This is a genomic window from Ditibartonella choladocola (assembly GCF_002007565.1).
In the GTDB taxonomy this organism is placed as follows: Bacteria; Pseudomonadota; Alphaproteobacteria; order Rhizobiales; family Rhizobiaceae; genus Bartonella; species Bartonella choladocola.
In genome coordinates this window covers 2,742,696-2,757,819 of the sequence record NZ_CP015625.1, presented here as the reverse complement: position 1 = coordinate 2,757,819, position 15,124 = coordinate 2,742,696, and the positions used below count along the sequence as shown (strand labels likewise).

The 15,124-nt window shown below is 46.6% G+C and carries 10 protein-coding genes and 1 pseudogene; 8 read left to right on the top strand and 3 right to left on the bottom strand.

The annotated features are described in order from the left end of the window. Window positions 1-98: 98 nt before the first annotated feature. Both BBC0122_RS12025 and BBC0122_RS12020 read left to right on the top strand, forming a co-directional pair. Window positions 99-1,031: pseudogene (locus BBC0122_RS12025) on the top strand (bifunctional enoyl-CoA hydratase/phosphate acetyltransferase); the annotation flags it as partial. Continuing rightward, window positions 1,024-2,208: an acetate/propionate family kinase gene (locus tag BBC0122_RS12020; protein WP_077994099.1), complete on the top strand. Its 1,185-nt coding sequence runs from the start codon at window positions 1,024-1,026 to the stop codon at window positions 2,206-2,208. The pseudogene BBC0122_RS12025 and the gene BBC0122_RS12020, both read left to right, overlap by 8 nt. A gap of 793 nt (window positions 2,209-3,001) precedes the next feature. Here the strand turns inward: BBC0122_RS12020 and acs are convergent. Further along, window positions 3,002-4,957 (bottom strand): acetate--CoA ligase, encoded by a 1,956-nt coding sequence (gene acs, locus BBC0122_RS12010; protein WP_077994096.1) that lies wholly within the window; start codon window positions 4,955-4,957, stop codon window positions 3,002-3,004. Between the two features lie 311 nt (window positions 4,958-5,268). Here acs and BBC0122_RS12005 point away from each other — a divergent pair, with 311 nt between their 5' ends. Further along, on the top strand, window positions 5,269-6,261 hold the full coding sequence (locus BBC0122_RS12005) for an SDR family oxidoreductase (protein WP_077994094.1): 993 nt from the start codon (window positions 5,269-5,271) through the stop codon (window positions 6,259-6,261). Here BBC0122_RS12005 and BBC0122_RS12000 read toward each other — a convergent pair whose 3' ends face one another. Continuing rightward, on the bottom strand, window positions 6,262-6,942 hold the full coding sequence (locus tag BBC0122_RS12000) for a YggS family pyridoxal phosphate-dependent enzyme (RefSeq protein ID WP_077994707.1): 681 nt from the start codon (window positions 6,940-6,942) through the stop codon (window positions 6,262-6,264). Window positions 6,943-7,067: 125 nt separating this feature from the next. On the opposite strand from BBC0122_RS12000, the gene leuS reads away from it, so the two are divergent. Further along, window positions 7,068-9,680, top strand: a complete 2,613-nt coding sequence (leuS, locus tag BBC0122_RS11995; protein WP_077994088.1) for a leucine--tRNA ligase — start codon at window positions 7,068-7,070, stop codon at window positions 9,678-9,680. After that, window positions 9,667-10,242 (top strand): LPS assembly lipoprotein LptE, encoded by a 576-nt coding sequence (gene lptE, locus BBC0122_RS11990; protein WP_077994086.1) that lies wholly within the window; start codon window positions 9,667-9,669, stop codon window positions 10,240-10,242. Before leuS ends, lptE begins: the two co-directional genes overlap by 14 nt. Before the next feature lie 655 nt (window positions 10,243-10,897). On the opposite strand, the gene fsa is transcribed toward lptE, so the two are convergent. After that, window positions 10,898-11,551 carry a fructose-6-phosphate aldolase gene (gene fsa, locus BBC0122_RS11985; RefSeq protein WP_077994084.1) on the bottom strand — a complete coding sequence of 218 codons (654 nt, stop codon included), beginning with the start codon at window positions 11,549-11,551 and terminating at the stop codon, window positions 10,898-10,900. A gap of 108 nt (window positions 11,552-11,659) precedes the next feature. On the opposite strand from fsa, the gene BBC0122_RS11980 reads away from it, so the two are divergent. From BBC0122_RS11980 to BBC0122_RS11970, 3 genes are all read left to right on the top strand, one after another. Next, complete coding sequence (locus tag BBC0122_RS11980; protein ID WP_077994703.1) at window positions 11,660-13,852, top strand: primosomal protein N'; 2,193 nt, start codon at window positions 11,660-11,662, stop codon at window positions 13,850-13,852. A 108-nt stretch (window positions 13,853-13,960) separates the two neighbouring features. After that, window positions 13,961-14,599, top strand: a complete 639-nt coding sequence (locus tag BBC0122_RS11975) for a hypothetical protein (protein ID WP_149866704.1) — start codon at window positions 13,961-13,963, stop codon at window positions 14,597-14,599. Window positions 14,600-14,709: 110 nt separating this feature from the next. Next, window positions 14,710-15,102, top strand: a complete 393-nt coding sequence (locus BBC0122_RS11970) for an AGROH133_08824 family phage infection protein (RefSeq protein ID WP_077994081.1) — start codon at window positions 14,710-14,712, stop codon at window positions 15,100-15,102. The last annotated feature ends 22 nt before the right edge of the window (window positions 15,103-15,124 follow it).

Below are 15,124 nucleotides of genomic sequence, written 5' to 3'. Positions count from 1 at the left end.
AAAGTCCGATCTTGTTCTTTGGTCATTGCACCGCAGACAATTGTGACTGTTTCAAAAGTGGCGTTCTGTAGTGGAAGGATTTGAAAATGGTAACAAAAAAACACGGACGTTATGATTCTTATCTCGAACAGGCACGTAACCTTCCTCCTATTAAAACGGCTATCGTTCATCCCTGTTCAAAAGAAGCAATGCTTGCAGCCATCGAGGCCTGGCAGGAAAAATTTCTGGAACCGGTTCTTGTCGGGCCGGAAGCTAAAATTCGTAATGCCGCAAAAGAAGCCGGTGTTGAAATTGAAGGCTTGGAAATAGTACCGACCGAGCACAGCCACGCGGCAGCCCAGAAAGCGGTTGAAATGGCAGCAGGTGGAAAAGTTCAGGCGCTGATGAAAGGGTCGCTTCACACCGATGAACTTTTGGGCGCTGTGGTAAGCGCACAATCCGGGTTACGGACAGAGCGTCGTATCAGTCATGTTTATGCAATGGATATTCCTGCTTATCCCAAACCGCTTCTTATTACCGATGCGGCAATCAATATTCGTCCCGATCTTGATGACAAACGCGATATTATCCAGAATGCAGTTGATCTCATGCGCATTCTGGGGCTTGAAAAACCTCTGGTAGCTGTGCTTGCTGCGGTAGAAACGGTCAATTCAAAAATGCCCGCTACACTTGACGCGGCAGCTTTGACTGTTATGTCGATGCGCGGACAAATCACCGGCGCCATTGTTGACGGGCCGTTGGCATTCGACAATGCAATCAATTTGAAGGCCGCCGAAATAAAAGGCATTGTTTCACCGGTGGCCGGTAAAGCCGATATTCTTTTGGTGCCGGATCTTGAAGCAGGAAATATGCTTGCCAAACAATTGATGTATTTTGCCGATGCCGGTGCGGCCGGACTGGTTCTCGGTGCGCGTGTTCCCATTATTCTTACCAGCCGATCGGATAAAGTGGCCGTGCGGCTTGCGTCTGCAGCACTTGCAAAAATCATGGTCGAGCGGCGGTTCAAGTTGGAGAAGGCGCATCATGAATAACCGGATCATAACGTTCAATTCCGGCTCTTCATCCTTGAAGGTGGGGCTTTATGAAAATAATAATGGCCACGCGGAACGGTTGGGTAAAGGTTCTATTGATCTCAGGCGCAATTGCTTTTCTTTTCGTATTGAAAAAACCGGCGAACAAATAGCGGCTTCACCGCTTCCTGAAAAAGCCGATGATAAAGAAATGCTCGGCCGTGTTTTCGGTTGGCTGACCGAAAGAATGGACATCGGAGATATTAAAGCGGTCGGTCACAGGATTGTTCATGGGGCCGATATTTTCAGGGATGCCTGTATCGTTAATGATAAGACGCTTGATTATATGGAATCACTTATTCCGCTTGCACCGCTTCATCAACCGGCAAATCTCCGGCTGATTTATCTTGTTAAAAAACTTTATCCCTCACTTATGCAAACGGCCTCTTTCGATACAGCCTTTCATCAGGGGCAGAGTGACAGGGTGAGACGTTTTGCCATTCCCCGCATTCTGCATAACCGCGGCATCAAGAAATATGGTTTCCATGGGCTTTCCTACCACTATATTTCGGAACAACTGCCAAAATTGCCAAAAGATGTCAGAATAAAAAATGTCGTTGTGGCACATCTTGGAAGCGGTGCCAGTCTTTGCGCATTGAAAAATCAACAAAGTGCCGAAACGACCATGAGTTTTACAACGCTTGACGGTGTGCCTATGGCAACGCGTTGTGGGGCGTTGGATGCGGGGGTTCTCATCCATCTCTTGCGTAACAAGCGTCATAGTGTCAGTGACATGGAATATATGCTTTACCATTCGAGCGGCCTACTCGGTATGTCCGGTATCAGTGCCGATTGTCGTGATCTGGTGGCGTCGAAATTGGAACAGGCAAAACAGGCTCTTGATGTTTTTACCTTGCGTATTGCGCAGGAAATCGCACGTTTAGCGGTAACTTTGGAAGGGTTGGATACAATTATTTTCACCGCCGGTATTGGTGAACACCAACCTGAAATTCGCGAAGCGGTTTTGGAACAATTGCGATGGATGGGCATCGAGATTGACTATCAAGCCAATAATGCCAATCAATCACGGCTAACAACGCTTGATAGCCCTATTGCCGCGTTCATAATTCCCACGGATGAGGAACAACGCATTGCCGACGATGCAGCCCGCCTTATGACGGAAAATGGAAAAAAGTGACGCCGATTTTTTGGTAAAACGTTTTTTTTGAAGCACGACTTCGGTCGCTATGTGTGTTTGATGTGTTGAACAACAAAACAATTATTCAAAACCGGACATAGGCTGTTTTAAATAGTAATGGCCTTGTTCAATTTCAGACAACACCGTCAATTTCAGACATAAGCGTAAATTCCAGATATAATCTTCAATTTAAAACATGGTCTTCGATTTCGGATATAACCGGCAATGTCGAAGATTGAATTGCGCGCATGAAATCGTGTTGGCGTTACCGGCTTTTTGTGCATTTTATAACTTTCGATTTTTTTAAAAATTGAACCGGATCGACACGTTCACGGGGATCATTTCCGGATGATGGTTTCATGAAAATCAATAAGCGAATTTTCAGCCGCCCATGCACTTCATATCTTTTTGAAATTAAAAGCGTGACTATTTCGCAGGCTCTGCATTCTGCTATGAATTTTGCGCATTTATGACCGGTTTTGTCCGTTAATAGAAGGTTATGTTGCAATACAGATCTGCTGCCAATGTGCCAGAGAATACAATATGCCAGAGAATACAATGCGCGAAAGAGAATACAATGCGCGCAAGAGAACACAATTTGTGTAAATGATATTATGTGCGCAAGCGATACAATGAAGGGGATATGCAAGTGCAAGCGCCACAGGCGATACAATGCGCGCGATACTCAAGTGCGTTTAACCGCCACGGGCGAAAAAAGTGTTGCTATTCAGCCAATTGGTACGCCCGTGAGCGATTGTGGTCAATATCACCGGAATTATCCGGTGATATTGTTTTAAACCGGCTTCTTGTTCAAACGGTTGGCTATCAGATCTTCAACAACTTGTGGTTCGGCAAGTGTTGAAATGTCGCCTAAATTTTCAAATTCGTCTTCGGCGATCTTGCGTAAAATTCTTCGCATGATTTTGCCTGAACGCGTTTTCGGGAGACTCGGTGCAAACTGGATTTTATCGGGTGTGGCGATCGGTCCGATTTCGTTTCTGACATGTTTGACAAGGTGCTGGCGCAATTCGTCAGTGGGTGCAACACCCTCCATCAATGTTACATAGCAATAAATTCCTTGTCCTTTGATCGGGTGCGGATAACCGACAACCGCAGCTTCGGAAACGCTGTGATCGGAAACAAGTGCCGATTCGACTTCGGCTGTTCCAAGGCGATGGCCAGAGACATTGAGAACATCATCGACACGACCGGTTATCCAGTAATATCCGTCATGATCCCGCCTGCAACCGTCACCGGTAAAATATTTCCCCTTATAGGTAGAAAAATAGGTTTCGACAAACCGGTTATGATCGCCATAAATGGTTCGCATTTGGCCGGGCCACGAATCGATAATGCACAAATTACCGTCATTTTCGCCTTCCAGTACTTCACCTTCATTATCAACCAGTTGGGGTTTGACACCGAAAAACGGAAGTGTTGCCGATCCCGGTTTGAGATCGGTTGCACCGGGTAAAGGCGTAATCATGTGACCACCGGTTTCGGTTTGCCACCATGTGTCGACAATCGGGCAACGCTCGTCACCGACTTTATTATAAAACCAGTTCCACGCTTCAGGATTGATCGGTTCGCCAACCGAACCAAGAATGCGCAACGACGTCCGTTTTGACCGTTCGACATATTCGTCACCGGCTCCCATCAATGCACGTATGGCTGTCGGAGCTGTATAGAGGATGTTGACCTTGTGTTTGTCGACAACTTCCCAGAAACGTGCCTGATCGGGAAAATTGGGTACGCCTTCAAACATAAGGGTTGTCGCGCCATTACATAACGGCCCGTAAACCAGATAGGAATGTCCGGTCACCCAACCGACATCGGCAGTACACCAATAAACTTCGCCTGCATGATAATCGAACACATATTCATGCGTCATTGCTGCATAAACAAGATAACCGCCGGTTGTATGAAGGACACCTTTCGGTTTACCTGTCGAACCGGATGTATAAAGGATAAAAAGCGGGTCTTCGGCTTTCATGCGCGCTGGCGGGCATTCGGGTTTCGCATTGGCCATTTCTTCGTGATACCAGAAATCGCGACCGGGCGCCCAGCCGATCTTGCCGCCTGTTCTGCGTACAACCATCACCTGATTGACCAGAACATATTGGCGTGCGGCAATGTCTATCGCGTGGTCGACATTTTCTTTCAAAGGAATGGGCTTGCCACCACGTACGCCTTGGTCGGCCGTAATGATAAAGGTCGATTCGCAGTCGACAATACGTCCGGCAAGCGCTTCCGGCGAAAAGCCTGCAAAAACAACTGAATGGACAGCGCCGATACGTGCACAGGCGAGCATTGCATAAGCAGCTTCAAGGATCATGGGGAGATAGATTGTAACCCGATCACCTTTTTTTACGCCGCGTTTTTTTAAAATATTGGCGAAGCGGCAAACATTGTCGTAAAGCTCTTTATAGGTGACTTTTTTATCAATATAGGGGTTGTCACCTTCCCAGATCATGGCAACCTGATCGCCACGACTTTTCAAATGCCTGTCGATGCAGTTATAGGTTACATTTGTGACGCCGTCTTCATACCATTTGATTGATACGCGTCCGCGAAAACTTGTATTTTTTACCTTTGTAAAAGGTTTGAACCAGTCAATGCGCCGGCCATGTTTCGACCAGAATGCATCCGGATCCTTTATGCTTTCATCATACCATTGAAGATATGTTTCACGATCAATCAGGGCATTTTTCTTGATATTACTAGATACAGGATAGACTTTATCCGACATCTTCTCCTCCTTTCGTGCTGCAATTCTCCTCACGCAACACTTTCTTTATGAAATATCCATTTGTGATGGGTATTTGATATTTACATTAAATGGTATCGCCGGCTTCTTGGAAGTCTTAAAATGATGTTTTTAAAAAACTTATCGTGAATGATTAGAAAAAATCGAAGTAAAATAATTAGAAATTGTCAATTTTTGTTTCTTTTTTACTGAAAATATTCGCCAAGGCATCGATTTTGAAAGACCGGGCAGTAGTTAAAAACAATGAAGTCGTGGCACTTCATGTTGTGTTCGGTATTTGAAAGGAAAATGCTATGTTGGATGAAAAGCTGATACTCTCGCGCGAAGAGGCATTAAAAAGTGGAACCGATGGTTCATCACAAAAATCAGGTCATCAGACAGCAACCGGATCTGCTTCAAAGGCTCAATTGAAAAATCCGCTGGATGCCTATCCACGCCCGCCCTATTCGACGGAAAAACAACAAGCTCCCGGACTTGCATCAAAGTTGACACCGCTCGCCGATCATGGCGAAAAAACTTACAAAGGGTCGGGTAAACTTTTAGGTAGAAAAGCCTTGATTACCGGCGGTGACAGCGGCATCGGGCGGGCGGTAGCAATAGCTTTTGCGCGTGAAGGTGCCGATGTTGCAATCAATTATCTGAAAGAAGAAGAATCAGACGCGCAAGAGGTTATCGAACTTATCGAACAGGCAGGGCGCAAAGGATTTGCAATTCCCGGAGATCTGACCGATCGGCATTTTTGCGAAAAATTGGTCGAGGAAGCAGTCCAAAAACTGGGCGGCCTTGATATTCTGGTGAATAACGCCGGCCGTCAACAGGCGGTGGAAGCTCTTGCCGATCTCACAGACGAATCTTTTGACAAGACGATGAAAACCAACATTTACGCACCTTTCCGTGTAACAAAAGCTGCATTGCCACACATTCCGGCAGGTGGTTCCATCATTATTACATCTTCGATTCAGGCATTTGACCCGTCTGCAATCTTGTTTGACTATGCACAAACCAAGGCTGCCAATGTTGCTTTTGCCAAATCGCTGGCAAAACAACTGGCTCCGAAAGGCATTCGCGTCAATGCTGTTGCCCCCGGTCCCTTCTGGACACCATTGCAACCTGCCGGTGGCCAGCTCATGAACGCCTTGCCGCAATTCGGCTCCGAAACACCTTTGAAGCGTGCAGGCCAGCCGGTTGAAATTTCGCCACTTTATGTTTTGCTGGCATCAGAGGAAGCGAGCTATTGTTCAGGCCAGGTCTTTGGTGCGGCCGGTGGAATCGGCATGGATAGCTGATTATTGGTGAGAAATCGGCGGACGATGACCGAATATTGCCGAACCGACGCGCACACTCGTGGCACCGAAGGCAATGGCTGTTTCATAATCCGCCGACATTCCCATTGACAGTTTTTCCACTCCCGCCTCTTTTGCCAATTTTGCAAGAAGGGCAAAATAGGGGCCGGGATTTTCACCAACCGGCGGAATACACATCAAGCCGACAATATCGAGATGATGGTCGTTCTTGCAATGTTTGACAAACTCGACTGCCTCGTTCGGAGCGATACCGGCTTTTTGTGGCTCTTCCCCGATATTGACCTGCACATAGCAGGCGAGCTTCCGGTTTTGTTTTAACATTTCTTCTTGAAGAAATTTTGCAATTTTTTCTCTGTCAACCGTTTCGATCACGTCAAAAAGCTGAACCGCTTCTTTTGTTTTATTTGATTGCAAAGGCCCGATGAGATGGAGTTTGAGATCAGGAAATTCGTCGCGCAATTGCGGCCATTTGCTTTCTGCTTCCTGAACACGGTTTTCGCCGAAAACACGTTGTCCAGCTTCAAGAAGCGGGTGAATATCTTCAACTCCGAAAGTTTTTGACACAGCGATAAGCTGAACGTCATCAGCCGCACGTTTTGCATCATGGCACGCTTTGACGATATTCTCTTTGACTTTTTGCCATTGTGCAATAACCGCATCCATAGTCATTTTCCCTTCTTCATCAATTTTAATGAATAAAAGCGCATAGAAATGGTTGACGCTTTCCTTAATCCGTGGTGAAGCACGTATTGAGTTTTTTGACCACATTTTGCAAGAGTATAATTGTAATGGCAACCGAACGCTACAATCCACGCGCGACTGAACAGAAATGGCAGTCAATCTGGGGCGAAAAAGAAGTTTTCAAAACCGATAATAATGACCCGCGTGAGAAATACTATGTGTTGGAAATGTTTCCCTACCCTTCAGGACGCATCCACATGGGGCATGTGCGCAATTATGCGATGGGGGATGTGGTTGCCCGTTATAAACGCGCCCGCGGATTTAATGTTTTGCACCCGATGGGGTGGGATGCTTTCGGCATGCCGGCAGAAAATGCCGCTATGCAACACAAAGTCCACCCGAAAGACTGGACTTACCAGAACATCGCTTCCATGAAAAAGCAACTGAAATCCATGGGGCTTTCTCTCGACTGGTCGCGCGAATTCGCAACCTGCGATGTCGAATATTATCATCGCCAGCAGATGCTTTTTCTCGATATGTATGAAAAAGGACTTGTTGATCGTAAAACATCCAAGGTCAATTGGGATCCGGTCGATCATACGGTGCTTGCAAACGAGCAAGTCATTGACGGGCGCGGCTGGCGTTCGGGTGCTTTGGTCGAACAGCGGGAGCTTACACAGTGGTTTTTCAAAATCACCAAATTCAGTCAGGAACTTCTGGATGGTTTGAACGGTCTTGATGAATGGCCGGAAAAAGTGCGTGTTATGCAGCGCAACTGGATTGGCAAATCCGAAGGTGCGCTGTTGCGTTGGGAAATCGCCAAGGAAACGCCGATAGACGGTTTCCGTGAAATCGAGTGTTTTTCAACCCGCCCCGATACAATATTCGGTGCTTCGTTTATCGCTATTGCTGCCGATCATCCGCTTGCCCGCAAACTTGCCGAAAAAAATGCGAAACTGAAAGATTTTATCGACGAATGTCACCGCAAGGGAACTTCGACAGCCGAGATTGAAACAGCCGAGAAAAAAGGCTTCGACACCGGTTTGAAAGTGGTTCATCCATTCGATGATAAATGGGAAATACCCGTTTATGTCGCCAATTTCGTTTTGATGGAATATGGAACGGGTGCGGTTTTCGGCTGTCCTGCCCACGATCAACGCGATCTTGATTTTGCCAATAAATATGAATTGCCGGTACGTCCGGTTGTTTTGCCAGAAGGTGCGGATCCCGACAGTTTTGTTGTAACGGAAGAAGCCCATACTGAAGACGGCGTTATGATTAATTCCGGTTTTCTTGACGGATTAAAGCCGAAAGCCGCATTTGAAGAAGTCCTCAAACACTTGTCAGGCCAGATGTTGAATGGTCGTCCGCAAGCCGAGCGGAAAGTTCAATTCCGCCTGCGTGACTGGGGTATTTCGCGGCAACGTTATTGGGGATGCCCGATCCCGATTATCCATTGTGATGATTGCGGGGATGTACCGGTTCCGCGTGCCGATTTACCGGTAAAATTGCCCGATGATGTCACATTCGACAAACCCGGTAATCCGCTTGATCGCCACCCGACGTGGAAATTTGTCAAATGCCCGCATTGTGGCAAGCCCGCACGGCGGGAAACCGATACGATGGATACTTTCGTTGATTCCTCGTGGTATTATGCCCGCTTTACCGCACCACGGGAAAATGAACCGACAAACAGGGAGGCGATCAGGAAATGGTTGCCGGTCGACCAATATATCGGTGGCATCGAACACGCGATTTTGCATTTGTTGTATTCGCGCTTTTTCATGCGGGCAATGAAAATGACCGGCCACGTCAATGTTGACGAGCCGTTCAAAGGGCTATTTACGCAAGGCATGGTGGTTCACGAGACCTATCATAACAAGGAAGGTTGGGTTGCACCTGCCGATATCCGGATTGTAGAAAAGGATGGTGTGCGTCGTGCTACACTTCTCTCCGATGGCAGTCCGGTAGAAATCGGTTCAATCGAAAAAATGTCGAAGTCGAAGAAAAATGTCGTCGATCCCGATGATATTATTTCTTCCTATGGTGCTGATACGGCACGGCTTTTCATGCTGTCCGATTCACCGCCCGAACGCGATGTTATCTGGACCGAAGCAGGAGCAGAAGGTGCCCACCGTTTTGTACAACGCGTCTGGCGGTTGATTTCGTCAAGTGCCGAAATATTGGCGCATGTCAAACCGCAAGCCGGAACAAAGGGTGCAGCACTTGATATTTCCAAAGCGGCGCATCGCACACTTGCGAAAGTGGCCGATGACATTGAAAAGCTTGCTTTCAACCGCGCTGTGGCGCGCCTTTATGAACTCGTCAATAAACTCGCTCCGGAGTTACAGAATCTGGAACAAGCCGATGACGAAAAGAGGTCGGCACTCAGACAGGCTCTGGATTTCTTCATCATCATGATTTCGCCAATGACTCCGCATCTGGCGGAAGAATGTCATGCTGCTTTGGGAGAGACCGATCTGGTTGCCAAAATGTCCTGGCCACACTACGACCCTGCTTTAATTGTGGATAACGAGATAACTATCCCGATCCAGATTAACGGGAAAAAGCGTGGCGATTTGACAATTGCCCGCAATGCGGATCAATCTACTATCGAAAAGGCTGTTCTTGCGCTCGATTTTGTGCAATCAAATCTGGCAGGCAAGAAGCCGAAGAAAATAATTGTAGTTCCACAAAGGATCGTCAATGTTGTTGCCTGACCGTATTCTACATAGCATCAGACCTTTAACAACTGCTGTACTATTGGGGACAACGCTTGCTATATCGGCTTGTACTGTCCAGCCGCTCTATCACGGCGACGCGAATGGTACGGCGCAACTTAATGTTTCGCCGTCTATCCGCTCGAAATTGTCCGGCGTTATTATTGACGCACCAACCGACCGGTTTAACCAGTTGGTTCGTAACCGCTTGATTTTCTTGTTAAATGGTGGAGCAGGTGAGCCATCCGCGCCGACTTACCAACTGTCGCTTGGAACAAGTTATTCTGTTCGTACGGCTGTCCAGATGGATATTGGCGATTCGACCGATCGTACGGGCCGTGCATCTGCCGGTGCTATTGATGGCCGTTCAAGCTATGTTCTTAAAGATATGAAGAATAAACCGCTTGCCAAACGCACACGGACTGTCAGTGCCTCGTTTGACCGTCCTCGTCAGGAATATGCAAACTTGCAAGCCGAAGAGGATGCCAAGAAGCGTGCAGCAGAAGAGCTTGCCGAACAGATCTTCCTGTCTCTGGCTCAGGACGTATCGAAGTTGAAGTGATTCGTTGTTCCGGCAGGTGAAAAATCTGCCGGAATTTTTTAATTCTATTCCGTTTGTTTTGTTTCATATCATCGCGAAACACTGTTCTATTGTAAATCGCCATCCGGAATTCGAGCGCTCTTGTTGTTCTGTTGAATTCGATAATTTTTTAACTTTTTGGATTGGCGTTATCCGCTTCTATCGTAAGTGTTGAAGAGATTGACGAAAAACCGACGCGTTTTCCTTGGTTAATATTTTGTGGAATTATTCGTTTAACCGGATGCACTCATTTATACCCACACTTATAGAGCCATGTGCAACATGTGCGAGTATACCGGTTTGATTAAACGGTCTTATGTGCCATGCGGTCTTATATGTCATGGCGGATATAATCATCTTCCGGTTCATTCGGGTTGTTGTTTTTTTAAAGAAATATCCGGATGACAATATATGATATGAACAGGAAAAAGCCCGATTATTCAATCATATGTTTGGTCAAGGACTCAAACAATCGTTCATAAAACGGGTTTCAAAATCGGATGGATCGCATTTTTCATGTTAGCGGATAATATAAACCGGATAAAATAAAAGCATTGGAAAATCGCTTTTTCCAATGCTTTTGTTTGGCCGCAAATCGGGCTTTCAATTGTTATTTGTCTTTTGTTGGAATAGTGGTTCAGGCAATGGTCTGGCCGGTTTTTTTCCAATCATTCATGAAAATTTCAAGACCTTTATCGGTTAGTGGATGTTTTATCAGCAATTTCAAAATTGAAGGTGGAATTGTCGCGACATCGGCACCGATAAGGGCGGCTTCCTTGACATGATTGACCGTGCGGATAGAGGCGGCAAGAATTTGGGTTTTAAAATCATAATTATCAAAAATTGTACGGATTTCACCAATCAGATCCATGCCGTTCAATCCGATATCGTCAAGCCTTCCGATAAAAGGTGAAACATAGGTTGCACCGGCTTTGGCTGCAAGCAATGCCTGAGTGGCTGAAAAACATAAAGTCATATTGGTTTTCAGTCCTTTTCCGGCCAGAGTCTTACAGGCTCTCAATCCGTCAAATGTCATCGGAAGTTTGATGCAAATATTGTCGGCAACTTTTGCCAATATTTGCGCCTGTTTCATCATTCCGTCAAAATCGGTGGCGGTCACTTCCGCTGATACAGGCCCGTCTACGAGTGCACAAATCTCTTTTGTTACTTCGATAATATCCCGACCGGATTTCAAAATAAGGGAAGGGTTGGTTGTGACACCGTCAACAAGTCCGAGATTATTGAGTTCCGAAATCTCTTCGATAATAGCAGTATCAACAAAAAATTTCATGTTTAGACTCCCAAGTTTTCCGGTACGATCCGGCATTTGGCAATTGCTATGATTTTGCTGTTATGGTCCATTGTTTTATGTAAAAGCAAGTCCAACATGTTACGAGCGATGATAAAAAACGAATCAAAGACACCAAAAACCGTTTCAGTGTTGGTACCGATGCCGGCAGAAACAGCTTATAGCTATTCTGTGCCCGACGATATGAATGTAACTGCCGGATCGATTGTTCGTGTACCTTTGGGGCCAAGGGAAGTGGCCGGTCTCGTGACCGATGAAGCAAACAGCAGTAACAAAGTGGCGGCAAAAAAATTGCGGCCGATTTCCCGATTGTTCGATTGTCCGCCACTTTCTGCGGATATGATGCGCTTTATCCATTTTGTTTCGGATTATACTTTGTCCCCTCCGGGGATGGTGGCTCGTATGGTTTTACGGGTTCCGGCGGCATTTGATCCCGAACCGGCAATTCCGGGCTTGCGTTATTGTGGTGGCAAAGTCGAAAAAATGACGGCTGCACGCAAACGCGTTCTGGAACTTGCACAAAATGGCATGGCCTGGACCAAATCGGGGCTTGCCCATGCTGCCGGCACGTCGACAAGTGTTGTCGAAGGGTTGAAAAATTCCGGTCTGTTTGAAGAAATAGAAATGCCGCCACCCCCTGTGGTCGCTTGTCCCGATCCCGATTATGCCCGTCCGTCATTGGAAACAGCACAGAAATTGGCCGCTGATGAACTTATCAATGCCGTCGAGGCGGATTGTTTCAAAGTCTTATTGCTGGATGGTGTGACAGGTTCGGGAAAAACGGAAGTCTATTTTGAAGCGGTTGCAGAAACGCTTAAAAAAGGCAAACAGGTTCTTATTCTTTTGCCGGAAATAGCGTTAACCCAGCAATTTCTTGACAGGTTTGAAAGCCGCTTCGGTGCACCACCGGCAGAATGGCATTCCGATCTCACACCGAAACAACGCGAGCATGTCTGGCGACAGGTAATCGAAGGTCGGGTGCGGGTTATTGCCGGTGCCCGTTCTGCTCTGTTTCTTCCTTTTGAAAATCTTGGACTGATTATTGTCGATGAAGAACATGACACTGCTTACAAACAGGAAGATCGTGTCTTTTATAATGCGCGTGATATGGCAGTTGCGCGCGGTTCTTTCGGAAAATTTCCGGTTATTTTATCTTCCGCTACACCGTCGGTGGAAAGCAAGGTCAATGCCCTTCAGGGACGCTATCACGCTGTTCATCTTCCATCCCGTTTCAAACAGGCGGCAATGCCGGATTTGCGCGCTATCGATATGCGCAAAAATGCACCTCCGTCTGGCCGGTTTTTGTCACCGCCGCTCGAATTGGCTATGCGCGAGGTGATCGAGCGCAAAGAACAATCCCTTATTTTTCTTAATCGACGTGGTTATGCTCCTTTGACATTATGTCGTGTCTGCGGTCACCGTTTCCAATGCCCGAATTGTTCAAGCTGGTTGGTGGAACATCGCTTTCGCGGACAACTTATGTGCCACCATTGCGGCTATCATGAACCTATACCGGAAGCTTGTCCCGAATGCGGCACACTCGATCATCTGGTTGCTTGTGGTCCGGGGGTGGAAAGAATTGCCGAGGAAACGTTGAAGCTTTTTCCTGAGGCACGCATTCTGGTGTTGTCGACCGATTTGATAGGGGGTGTCAAAAGACTGCGGCTGGAGCTTGAAACAATTGCAAAAGGTGAAGTCGATATTATCATCGGAACGCAATTGGTTGCCAAAGGTCACCATTTTCCCGGAATTTCACTGGTTGGCGTGGTTGATGCCGATCTCGGACTTGCCAATGGCGATCCGCGTGCAGCCGAAAGAACATTTCAACTTTTGTCGCAAGTCACCGGTCGCGCAGGCCGTACCGGATTGAAAAGTCAGGGATTGATCCAAACCTATCAGCCCGATCACCCCGTTATGCAGGCTATTATTTCGGGCGATAGTGAAGCTTTCTACAAAAGAGAGATTGACGAAAGGGCACGGCATAACCTTCCGCCTTTCGGGCGTCTGGCTGCACTTATCGTTTCATCGGAAAACCGGAGTGCCGCTGAAGCACATGCACGCGGTTTGCGTCAGGCTGCGCCATCGGCAGATGAAATATCGGTTCTGGGGCCTGCCGAAGCACCATTGGCATTGGTACGCGGAAGATATCGCTTCCGGCTGCTTGTTCATGGAAGCCGCCGTGCCGATATGCAATCTTTCATTCGTGCAATGATTGCCAAGGGGCCGAAAATCCGTGGTACAATACGTGTGCAGGTTGACATTGATCCACAAAGTTTCATTTAATGTTGGTGCTTCGGCATCAAAAGGGAAAGCCGCGTAAGTTTGAAAACGCGTGAATTTGAAAAGATGTCGAGCTTGGGCGTTCCAAATCGTATCCAGGGGATCGGGATAATGCGTTTTTTATTGGTATTATCAGCCTTGCTGCTTTCGACAAGCACAGTTTTTTCTCAATCTGTTTCCGACGTTATTGGCCACGATAGCCAGAATAACAAAAAAAGTGCCGATGTTACGGTTTTTGTTTTTGCCTATAGTATGCTCAAAGAATCGGACAAAGTGTTTATGCCGATGATTGAAGAACCGGCAAACAATATGCTGAAGATCTGTAAAAAGCCTTCCCGTAAGGCAAGACAATGGGTCTATATGAATATTGTCCAGCAATACGACCATATTCTCAAGGAAATTTATCAACTGGAAAAGGGGCTGAGTATCAATGGCAAGGCAGAACCTGGTCCCGTAGCCACGCGCATGGCAAAAACATTGAGTGAACGTCGCGATATGATGGAAACTGCACGTGCACTCGATCTTTCTTCCGAGGTCGTGGAAGGGCGCATGGAAAACAACGATGCTTTAATGGATAAGGCACTCATTGAAACGGGCGATACTGTTGCATCTTCGGCATTTGATACTTTCAGGGAAACAAATACTGCAAAAATAAAGTCCGTTCCTCAGGATATTGAAAAAATGTTGCAAGAAAATTGCCTGAAAGATCCGTCGGGGGAAGAGAATTTCATTGTACCATCAGCCCAATAATCATTGTCCCCGTTTTCTTTTTTGCGAAAGCATGCATATAGAATCGTAACGCAGGTATTATAGGAAATGAAGCACAATTCGGGCTTTACAGGATCTGGAGGCAGGTAATCATGATTGAACTATACTTTCCCCAAACTTGCGGAGAATGGCTTGCCTGGCTTGTGGCGTGGGGATATGTGATTGTCGGCTTGTTCTATTTTTTCTGGCCGAAAGTCGCAATGCGTATGTTCTGGACCTACCCGCAACAAGAATCAGCATCACTTCTTGCGGCAATAAGGGGAAATATGGGCGGCCTACCAATTGGTCTGGGGATAAGTTACCTGTTATTTGCCCAGCCATTTCTTGCGATTGCACTGTTTTTAGCAGCATTTTTTTGCATTGTAGGAAGGCTTGCTTCATTTATAATTGACAAAAGCTTTTCTGGCTTTAATGTCATTGCGCTATTGATCGAAATAGTGTTTGCATTAGCCAGTTTTGTTTATGCTTTCGGTTTTGTAGCTTAAATATTAAAAAAATAAGGCATAG